Annotated in this window: 2 protein-coding genes and 9 pseudogenes; all 11 read left to right on the top strand. The window is 35.9% G+C overall.

Annotation, left to right across the window (positions count from 1 at the left end):
- Nucleotides 1–296 (top strand): annotated as a pseudogene (locus BSV1_RS07575) (variable large family protein); the annotation flags it as partial.
- Nucleotides 297–410: 114 nt separating this feature from the next.
- A pseudogene (locus tag BSV1_RS07155) lies at nt 411–1,398 on the top strand (variable large family protein); the annotation flags it as partial.
- Nucleotides 1,399–1,400: 2 nt separating this feature from the next.
- Nucleotides 1,401–2,288 (top strand): annotated as a pseudogene (locus BSV1_RS07570) (variable large family protein); the annotation flags it as partial.
- A 30-nt stretch (nt 2,289–2,318) separates the two neighbouring features.
- Nucleotides 2,319–3,107: pseudogene (locus BSV1_RS07245) on the top strand (variable large family protein); the annotation flags it as partial.
- A gap of 225 nt (nt 3,108–3,332) precedes the next feature.
- Nucleotides 3,333–4,703, top strand: a pseudogene (locus tag BSV1_RS07565) (variable large family protein); the annotation flags it as partial.
- 33 nt (nt 4,704–4,736) lie between these two features.
- Nucleotides 4,737–5,372 (top strand): annotated as a pseudogene (locus BSV1_RS07230) (variable large family protein); the annotation flags it as partial.
- A gap of 266 nt (nt 5,373–5,638) precedes the next feature.
- Nucleotides 5,639–6,261: pseudogene (locus BSV1_RS07220) on the top strand (plasmid maintenance protein).
- 228 nt (nt 6,262–6,489) lie between these two features.
- A pseudogene (locus BSV1_RS06590) lies at nt 6,490–6,998 on the top strand (DUF226 domain-containing protein).
- Nucleotides 6,995–7,606, top strand: a pseudogene (locus tag BSV1_RS04540) (ParA family protein); the annotation flags it as partial. The pseudogenes BSV1_RS06590 and BSV1_RS04540, both read left to right, overlap by 4 nt.
- 319 nt (nt 7,607–7,925) lie before the next feature.
- Nucleotides 7,926–8,723: a complement regulator-acquiring protein gene (locus BSV1_RS04535; protein ID WP_008882863.1), complete on the top strand. Its 798-nt coding sequence runs from the start codon at nt 7,926–7,928 to the stop codon at nt 8,721–8,723.
- Between the two features lie 289 nt (nt 8,724–9,012).
- Complete coding sequence (locus BSV1_RS04530; protein ID WP_008882893.1) at nt 9,013–9,822, top strand: tetratricopeptide repeat protein; 810 nt, start codon at nt 9,013–9,015, stop codon at nt 9,820–9,822.
- Nucleotides 9,823–10,968: the final 1,146 nt, after the last annotated feature.

Genomic DNA, 10,968 nt, shown 5'->3' with positions numbered 1-10,968 from the left:
CTAATGGTCAGGGTGCTGGTGCTGCGCAAGCACAGAAAGCGGCTGGGGCTATAAATGCGGTTAGTGGTGAGCAGATATTGAAAGAGATTGTTGATGCTGCTGAGAATGGTGGTGATGGTGCTGGGGCTGGTCAGCGGGCTGGTGCTGGTGCTGGTGAGGCTGGTAAGGAAGGAAAAAAAGAGTTGTTAAAAGCTGCTGGTGGTGGTGATGCTACTGGGACTGGTAATGCGGGTGCGGGGCGTTTGTTCTCTGGGACTGCTAATGATGGTCAGGGTGCTGATAATGCGCAAGCACAGAAAGCGGCTGGAGCGGCTGGTAGTGATGAGACTTCGATTGGGAATGTTGTGAATGCTGGTGGGGCTGGTGCTGGTGCAGCTGATGCAAGCAGTGTTAAAGGGATTGCTAATGGGATGAAGGCGATTGTTGATGCTGCTGAGAAGGCAGCTGCGGCTGGTAAGGAAGGAAAAGAGTTGTTAAAAGCTGCTGGTGGTGGTGATGCTACTGGGACTGATAATGCGGGTGCGGGGCATTTGTTCTCTGGGGCTGCTAATGATGGTGATGGTGCTAATGCTGAGCAAGCACAGAAAGCGGCTGGAGCGGCTGGTAGTGATGAGACTTCGATTGGGAATGTTGTGAATGCTGGTGGGGCTGGTGCTGCTGGCGGTGCAGCTGATACAAACAGTGTTAAAGGGATTGCTAATGGGATGAAGGCGATTGTTGATGCTGCTGAGAAGGCAGCTGGGGCTGGTAAGGAAGAAAAAAAAGAGTTGTTAAAAGCTGCTGGTGATGGTGCTGCTACTAGGACTGGTAATGCGGATGCGGGGCATTTGTTCTCTGGGGCTAATGGTGCTGGTCAGGGTGCTAGTGATGCGCAAGCACAGAAAGCGGCTGGGGCTATAAATGCGGTTAGTGGTGAGCAGATATTGAAAGAGATTGTTGATGCTGCTGAGAAGGCAGCTGGGGCTGGTAAGGAAGGAAAAAAAGAGTTGTTAAAAGCTGCTGGTGATGGTGATGCTACTAGGACTGGTAATGCGGATGCGGGGCATTTGTTCTCTGGGGCTGCTGATGCTGGTCAGGGTGCTGGTGCTGAGCAAGCACAGAAAGCGGCTGGGGCTATAAATGCGGTTAGTGGTGAGCAGATATTGAAAGAGATTGTTGATGCTGCTAAGAATGGTGGTGATGGTGCTGGTGCGGCTGCTGATCAGGCTACTAATCCGATTTCGGCTGCTATTGGGGCGGCTGAGCGAGGTGGTGCTTTTGCTAATGGTGGTATGGATCAGAATAGTAAGGTTGCTGCTGCTATTGTGCTGCGGGGAATGGCTAAGAATGGAAAGTTTGCTGTTAATGGTGCCAATTATAAGGATGGGGTGAAAAGTGCTGTTGAAAGTGGTGTCAAAGAAATTAGCGAAAAGTTAAAAGCAATTGCCGAAGCTGCTAAGACGGCAGCTGGAGCGACTGGTAGTGATGCTGCTTCGATTGGGAATGTTGTGAATGCTGGTGATGGTGGTGCTGGTGCAGCTGATACAAGCAGTGTTAAAGGGATTGCTAATGGGATGAAGGCGATTGCCGATGCTGCTAAGAAGGCTGCTGAAGCGGCTGGTAGTGATGCTACTTCGATTGGGAATGTTGTGAATGCTGATGGTGCTGGTCCAGCTGATGCAAGCAGTGTTAAAGGGATTGCTAATGGGATGAAGGCGATTGTTGATGCTGCTGAGAAGGCAGCTGGGGCTGGTAAGGAAGAAAAAAAAGAGTTGTTAAAAGCTGCTGGTGATGCTGGTGCTGGTAATGCGGGTGCGGGGCATTTGTTCTCTGGGGCTAATGGTGCTGGTGCGGGTGATGCGCAAGCACAGAAAGCGGCTGGGGCTATAAATGCGGTTAGTGGTGAGCAGATATTGAAAGAGATTGTTGATGCTGCTGAGAAGGCAGCTGGGGCTGGTAAGGAAGAAAAAAAGTTGTTAAAAGCTGTTGGTGATGCTGGTGCTGGTAATGCGGGTGCGGGGCATTTGTTCTCTGGGGCTGCTGGTCAGGGTGCTAGTGATGCGCAAGCACAGAAAGCGGCTGGGGCTATAAATGCGGTTAGTGGTGAGCAGATATTGAAAGAGATTGTTGATGCTGCTGAGAAGGCAGCTGCTGGGGCTGGGGCTGCTGCGGCTAATAATCCGATTTCGGCTGCTATTGGGACGGCTGCGCGAGGTGCTGCTTTTGGTAATGGTATGGATCAGAATAGTAAGGTTGCTGCTGCTATTGTGCTGCGGGGAATGGCTAAGAATGGAAAGTTTGCTGTTAATAATGACAATTTTGCCAATTATAAGGATGGGGTGAAAAGTGCTGTTGAAAGTGGTGTCAAAGAAATTAGCGAAAAGTTAAAAGCAATTGCCGAAGCTGCTAAGACGGCAGCTGGAGCGGCTGGTAGTGATGCTGCTTCGATTGGGAATGTTGTGAATGCTGCTGGTGCTGGTGCGGGTACAGCTGATGCAAGCAGTGTTAAAGGGATTGCTAATGGGATGAAGGCGATTGTTGATGCTGCTGAGAAGGCTGGTGCTGGTGCTGCTGAGAAGGCAGCTGCGGCTGGTGCGGCTGGTAAGGAAGGAAAAGAGTTGTTAAAAGCTGTTGGTGGTGGTGATGCTACTGGGACTGGTAATGCGGGTGCGGGGCGTTTGTTCTCTGGGACTGCTAATGATGGTGATGGTGCTGATGCTGCGCAAGCACAGAAAGCAGCTGGGGCTATAAATGCGGTTAGTGGTGAGCAGATATTGAAAGAGATTGTTGATGCTGCTGAGAAGGCAGCTGCGGCTGGTAAGGAAGGAAAAAAAGAGTTGTTAAAAGCTGTTGGTGGTGGTGATGCTACTGGGACTGATAATGCGGGTGCGGGGCGTTTGTTCTCTGGGACTGCTAATGATGGTGATGGTGCTGATAATGCGCAAGCACAGAAAGCAGCTGGGGCTATAAATGCGGTTAGTGGTGAGCAGATATTGAAAGAGATTGTTGATGCTGCTGCTGAGAATGGTGGGGCTGGCGGGGCTGCTGCTGGTGCGGCTGGTAAGGAAGGAAAAAAGTTGTTAAAAGCTGCTGGTGATGCTGGGACTGATAATGCGAATGCGGGGCATTTGTTCTCTGGGACTAATGGTGCTGGTGCGGGTGCTAATAATGCGCAAGCACAGAAAGCGGCTGGGGCTATAAATGCGGTTAGTGGTGAGCAGATATTGAAAGAGATTGTTGATGCTGCTAAGAATGGTGGGGCTGGTGCTGGTGCTGCTGCTGATGAGGCTAATAATCCGATTTCGGCTGCTATTGGGGCGGCTGCGCAAGGTGGTGCTTTTGCTGCTGGTGGTATGGATCAGAATAGTAAGGTTGCTGCTGCTATTGTGCTGCGGGGAATGGCTAAGGATGGAAAGTTTGCTGTTAATAATGACAATCAAAAGGATGGGGTGAAAAGTGCTGTTGAAAGTGGTGTCAAAGAAATTAGCGAAAAGTTAAAAGCAATTGCCGATGCTGCTAAGAATGCTGCTGAAGCGGCTGGTAGTGATGCTGCGACTTCGATTGGGAATGTTGTGAATGCTGATGGTGCTGGTGCTGCTGGTGGTGCAGCTGATACAAACAGTGTTAAAGGGATTGCTAATGGGATGAAGGCGATTGTTGATGCTGCTGAGAAGGCAGCTGCGGCTGGTAAGGAAGGAAAAAAAGAGTTGTTAAAAGCTGTTGGTGGTGGTGATGCTGCTAAGACTGGTAATGCGGATGCGGGGCATTTGTTCTCTGGGGCTGCTAATGCTGGTGCTAGTGATGCGCAAGCACAGAAAGCGGCTGGGGCTATAAATGCGGTTAGTGGTGAGCAGATATTGAAAGAGATTGTTGATGCTGCTAAGAATGGTGGGGCTGGTGGTGGTGCGGCTAGTGCTGGTGCTGGTCAGGCTAATAATCCGATTTCGGCTGCTATTGGGGCGGCTGAGCGAGGTGCTGCTTTTGCTGCTGGTATGGATCAGAATAGTAAGGTTGCTGCTGCTATTGTGCTGCGGGGAATGGCTAAGGATGGAAAGTTTGCTGTTGATAATGCCAATTTTGACAATCAAAAGGATGGGGTGAAAAGTGCTGTTGAAAGTGCTATCAAAGAAATTAGCGAAAAGTTAAAAGCAATTGCCGAAGCTGCTAAGAAGGCTGCTGAAGAGGCTGATAGTGGTGCTGCGACTTCGATTGGGAATGTTGTGAATGTTAATGGTGCTGCTGGCGGTGCAGCTGATACAAACAGTGTTAAAGGGATTGCTAATGGGATGAAGGCGATTGTTGATGCTGCTGAGAAGGCAGCTGCGGCTGGTAAGGAAGGAAAAAAGTTGTTAAAAGCTGTTGGTGGTGCTGCTGCTGCTAGGACTGATAATGCGGATGCGGGGCATTTGTTCTCTGGGGCTAATGATGAGGGTGCTGATGATGCGCAAACACAGAAAGCGGCTGGGGCTATAAATGCGGTTAGTGGTGAGCAGATATTGAAAGAGATTGTTGATGCTGCTAAGAATGGTGGGGCTGGTGGTGGTGCGGCTGGGGCTGGTCAGCGGGCTGGTGCTGCTACTAATCCGATTTCGGCTGCTATTGGGGCGGCTGAGCGAGGTGCTGATTTTGGTGGTAATGGTGGTGGTAGTATGGATCAGAATAGTAAGGTTGCTGCTGCTATTGTGCTGCGGGGAATGGCTAAGAATGGAAAGTTTGCTGTTAATAGTGCCAATTTTGCCAATCATAAGGATGGGGTGAAAAGTGCTGTTGAAAGTGGTGTCAAAGAAATTAGCGAAAAGTTAAAAGCAATTGCCGATGCTGCTAAGAAGGCTGCTGAAGCGGCTGGTAGTGATGCTGCGACTTCGATTGGGAATGTTGTGAATGCTGATGGTGCTGCTGGTGGTGCAGCTGATACAAACAGTGTTAAAGGGATTGCTAATGGGATGAAGGCGATTGTTGATGCTGCTGAGAAGGCAGCTGGGGCTGGTAAGGAAGAAAAAAAAGAGTTGTTAAAAGCTGCTGGTGATGGTGATGCTACTAGGACTGGTAATGCGGATGCGGGGCATTTGTTCTCTGGGGCTAATGGTGCTGGTCAGGGTGCTAGTGATGCGCAAGCACAGAAAGCGGCTGGGGCTATAAATGCGGTTAGTGGTGAGCAGATATTGAAAGAGAATGTTGATGCTGCTAAGAATGGTGGGGCTGGTGGTGGTGCGGCTGGGGCTGGTCAGCGGGCTGGTGCGGCTAATAATCCGATTTCGGCTGCTATTGGGGCGGCTGAGCGAGGTGGTGCTGCTTTTGCTGCTAATGGTGGTGGTAGTATGGATCAGAATAGTAAGGTTGCTGCTGCTATTGTGCTGCGGGGAATGGCTAAGAATGGAAAGTTTGCTGTTGATACTCTTTTAGATTTAGAAACAAATATTTATTAAATTAATTTTAATTTGCTTTTAAATTCATCTTGATATAATATCTATATTAGATATGCACAAATTAAGGAGAAGTAAAATGGGAAAAGCAAAAAAATTTAAAAACAAAGTTCAACATAAATTGATAGTTCTTATCTCAACACTAGACTATTTAAATAATAAAAATTAAAAATACACCCAAAGCAACATATTATATTACTTTAATGAAAATCTAAAAAAGAAATGATCAAGAACCTATTAAAATAAAAACATTACAAAACTATCTTTACAAATTAAATAACGAAATAAAAGTCACAACAAACTACTATCGTCATATGGGATAAATTGTGGGACAGAAATTTATTATAAACTTAATTATCCCAAAAAAGAATGCTACCAGAAAATAAACCAATATTTTAAAGAAAAGAAAGAAATTAGATTTAACTTAAGAATAAATACATTAAAAAAGAATTTTCAAAAAAAAAGGGGTGTAGAATTAAAGGAATGTAATAATAACATTAATAAAGAAAAAGAAACAATTAAAAGAATTGAAAATTTACAAATAAAAAATTATGCAAAAAAATGCAAATTTATAACAAAATCATTTTCAAAGATTTTAAATTTCGATATAAAAAAGAACATGAAAATAGAAATAATGAAAGAACTAAAAAAAATAAGAAAACCGCAAAAATAAAGAAAAAAGAACTAAAAATGTTATTAAAAAAACTAAAAGAATTTTGGAAAAAGAAGGATTAAATGAAAAGAATTAAATATACATTTTCAAAATGTATATTTAAAATACAAAAATAAACCTCATTTTATACTATATCAAAATAAATATGATTACTTAAAACAAATAATAAATAAAAAATATAGATAAACCAAATATAAAGACAACATAAGAAAATACCAAAAACAATATACTTAACATATTATTTGAACAATTAAAAATAAAATCCAAAATTGAAAATGAAGTTTTAATAAAAATAATAAAAAGCTATTTAAATCAAATAGAACAACCAAAATATTCTGATTCGTTCAACAATAAATACTATTACGATTTACTAAAATTAATTAAGGATAAAGAAAAATCCTTAATCACCAGAAAATTCATCATTTAAAGATAGATTATGGAAAACCTTATAAAAAAACAAAAATAAAAAAAGATAACAAAAATATATACCATACTAAAATATTTTTAGATTTTCGTGCATTTGGAACTAAGAAAAATCAAAATTACAGATTTTTCATTTCATTTAGGAATTTACTTGACAGGAAAAAAACAGAAACATTTGGCCTTTTTTCTTTAAAAGATGAAGACAAATTTTTAGGAATTAGCTATGGATGTAGAAAACCAATAAAGAATGTTTCAAGAATATACGAGGAAAATAGTAAGTTAAAAACAGCTACATTTTTAAAAATATACTATATACAATTTAAATTCAAAACAGGAAGTATATTTTGCTATATTGTAGGAATTTCCTATTTATTAAGAAAAGACAAAATTAAAAAAAATATTATAAATCTCTGATTAAGATACTTCTAACTTTAGAAAAGGAAATATATCAATTTTATGACAAAAAAAAATTATCAAATGGAGGTCTTATAACCAAATAGATAGAAAAAGAACAAAAATAATAACAATTACTAGCATAAAGGGAGGAGTTGGAAAAAGCACAAGTGCTATAATTTTTGCTACTCTTTTATCAAAAGAATATAAGGTATTGTTAATAGACATAGACACACAAGCATCAACTACTAGTTATTTTTATGAAAAAATAAAGGAAAATAATATAGATTTAGAAAAAAACATTTGTGAGGTTTTAAAGGATAATTTAGGCATTAATGACACAATTATTAACTTGGAAAACAATTTGAACTTAATTCCCGGCTATTTAACATTGCATAGTTTAAATGGAGATTTTCATTGCCTAAATAAACACAAAGCTATTGATTTGAAGCTAAAAAATCCTTTAGAAATAAAAAGATTGAAAATCAATTATGATTATATCTTGATTGATACAAATCCTAGTCTAGATTTAACATTAAGATGTGCTTTAAATGCTACACATTATATAGCAATACCAATGACAGCTGGGAAGTGGACATTTTAGAGCTATGAACTTTTAGAGCTTTTTTTATTGTTTACAGAGTTTTTTTTGGATAAGGTTTTTTCAGATAAAAAAGATTGGATTGAGCAAGTTATGAAAGAATTCAAAGAAAAAATTTATTAATTTATTGTATAATTATTGATTTTATTTTTAAATTGGTGTACCCTTAAAACAAGGCTAAGTTTTCCATTTAAAATTTGCCTTAATTTGTGACCGCCATTAGAGCTTAATTCTGCTTTCACTTTCTGTGAAAGCAGAATTAAGCTCTAATTTTTTCTAATTTTAAGGATATTTAATAATTTTTATTGGACTTAATATACTGTTAATTATACTTTTTGAATATCGCTTTTTATTCAATAATTCATTAAAAGAAATTTGAAATTAAAATACATTGATATATTAATTTAATTAATATATCAATGAGGAGAATATTTTGAAAAAGAATAATTTAATTATAATAATCTATTTTTTAGGCTTTTTGTCATGTAATTCTGAAAATTCAGTATTAGAAAATAAGGATTTTGAATTTAATAAAAGCAAAAAGATACTTGGAAAAAATTTAAAACCAAAAGAAAATGACTTCAAAAGCGAAGTGACCCAAGAAGATTTGATAATTGAAATAATTAAAATTGCCAAGTTTGTTAAAGCTCAGATAATCTTGGATAAAGCAAAAATCGAACCCTTAGATCAGTTTGGCATGAAGGATTCTCTATTTAATAATCTTATATTAGATTCTAATCGAGAGAAATATTCGCATAATGAAAACAGTGATATACGAAGAAAGTTTTATTCATCTTTAAATTATAATGAGGAATTAATAAGAACTTTTGGGAAAATTCTTAATAAAATATCAAGCCTTGCTGATAATCAAAATTTAGATTTTATTATGGTTAGAGCTGGACAATATTATTCTCAATATGAGTTAGAATTTTCAACTAAAAAAATAAACGATCAAATAGATAGATTAATAAGCTTAAATAAAGAAGAATTAAGCCTTGTTTTAAGCAAGCTTAAAGAGTTGGTGGCCTTTAAGAGGAGATGGATTGACATTGTAAATCAAATTATTAACTATTGTGAAAATGACACCAATTCAAATAACATTAAAGATCCTTTAGAAGAAACGACAGGATTTATTGAATACATTAAGTTAATGTATGAATATTTTCTTAAATATGAAATACTTAAAACCGAAACTTTATCTTCTGAAATAACAAAAATTTTAAATAAGTAATAAGTAATTTATTTGTTTTTATAGATATAGAGAATTTATCAAGGGAAAAAATGTTTCCTTGATAAATTTGCACAGTTTAAACGTGTATATTATATGTAATTTTTTATTTTAAAAGTCCGTAATTTTGCCCTTAATTTTTCTTATAATTTTATATTTAATTTATAATATTGAAAATATAACTCGATGAATCCAATTGTCATTAATTTTTGGAATAATTTTATTTTTTAAAAACCAAATATAGATAAATTTATTTATTGAATTATCTTTAATTATAAGGTGGTAGAAGGTTGTGAAAGTTTATCTTTATTATTTCTTTTTTCTAATTTTAAATTTTAATTTTCTATATTCGAATTCTTTTGAAACTTTAAATGTGGAGTATAATAATATTTTAGAAAATTATTATTCTGGTGATATTAACAATAGGCTTGGGCTTGTCTTAAAAGATCAATCTGATTATATAAATTTTTATATAGATAAATTTAAAGCCTTAGATAAGAAGTTAGAATCATTTAAGGATATTAGAAAAAATTATCTTGCCAGCATTGTTAATTTTCAGATTGCGTCTTTGTCTCAAAGCTTAAATATTAAAAATTTTTCTGATAGTTATTCTATATTTTTAAGTGCCAAAAGTGATCTTTTAGATTTTATTTCTTCTCAATTCTTTAAAGGTTGTCAAAAATTAGTTAGAAGCGATGCATACAGGGTATTGGGCGATTTAAATTTATCTATTCTAAAATATACGAGAGGCATGAAATTAGTTAAAATCTCAAATGAAGCTAAAAATGCACTAATTAAATCTTTAGAAATTGATAATGAGAATGTATTTGCCAATATTTCTTTAGCAACGTGGTATTTATATTCTCCAAGAATTGCAGGGGGCAGTTCAAAGAAAGCAATAGAATTTTTACAAAAGGCTCTCAAATATAGTAAAAGAAATTTAGAAAAATATTTAACAAATGTATGGTTAAGTCAGGGATATTTCCAACTTAAAAGAGAAAAAGAATATAAAATGTATTTAAACAAGGCTAAAATTATATTTCCTAGTGGACTTTTCCATAAAATAGCTATCGAAAAAAATAATTTGGGTGAATTACCTTAATTATATTCCCTATTTTTTTATAAGTAAGAATTTTATAAAATCAATAAAAAGAATCTTGATATTTTTTAATAACGGTATAAGAAGGTATATAAAAACAATTTAAGCTTTAAAAAATTCAAGAAAATCATTGCTAGTATTTTTTTATTTCTTTTTTTAGTTAAACTAAAAATTTGTCTGTATACTTTTTTGTTACTGCAAAAGGTCTAAACTCTTCAATATTTAAAGAATTTCTAGAAAACTTTTTATGATATAAGGTAAAAATTTTGATTCTTGGGAAGGGATTAGAATATATATTTTATGCTTACTGTTAATATAAAGATAATTCACTAGATAATGAGCCTTTTATGGCTATTAATTTAGAAAAATTAGCATCCAAAGATTTTAAGTATCAATACAATAGAAAAATATGCCCTGATATTTATACCAGCCAGTATATCTCTAAGTTGATATGTTTTTGGTCTTTTGATTTTGCACAGTCATCATATTTTGCTTTTAGAAAACATACTGCTTTTAGCAATCTTTGGCATTCTATTTCTTTTTTTTGCAATATTAAAACTAAGTCTACAATTAAAAACTTGTTTTGGATTTAAATTGTTTTTTACTATATTCTTTCTAGAATTTCTAAATGGGTATTTTAAAAAATATATTTTTTTTGATTATTGACACTTTTATTATTATTCACTATTCTATCAGTGAGTTTTTTACATAAATAAATTTCAAGCTCTTAAACAAAATAGATTCCTTTATTTTTCATAGTTTTTACAAAATTTTTCATAAGATAAGAATGCCCCCTTTTGATTTAAATGCCAGCCCCTGGACTTAAAAGTAGCTTATAGTCTTAATTTTCAATTGGTTTAAAATATTTGAGATTTTTTTAGCAACTTAAATTAATTATTTTTTATTGTTTAAGATTAAAAACTTTTATATTCATTAATCTTGATATTTGAGCTGCCATTTCTAAATCAGATACATTAAATATAAGTTTTTTTCACTTTAAATTATTTTTTTTATAAAATAGCATCTCCTAATAATTTTTTAGTTTTATTAATAATATTTTAGATTTAAATTGTATATAGCAAAAAGGCCCTATATGGGCTATTCCGTTTACAGCAAATAAATAGGTGTTGGAATTAAATTCCTAACCTA

Source organism: [Borrelia] finlandensis, from assembly GCF_000181875.2.
GTDB lineage: Bacteria > Spirochaetota > Spirochaetia > Borreliales > Borreliaceae > Borreliella > Borreliella finlandensis.
Note: the sequence above shows the minus strand (reverse complement) of the source record. Positions and strands in the feature narration are given on the sequence as shown.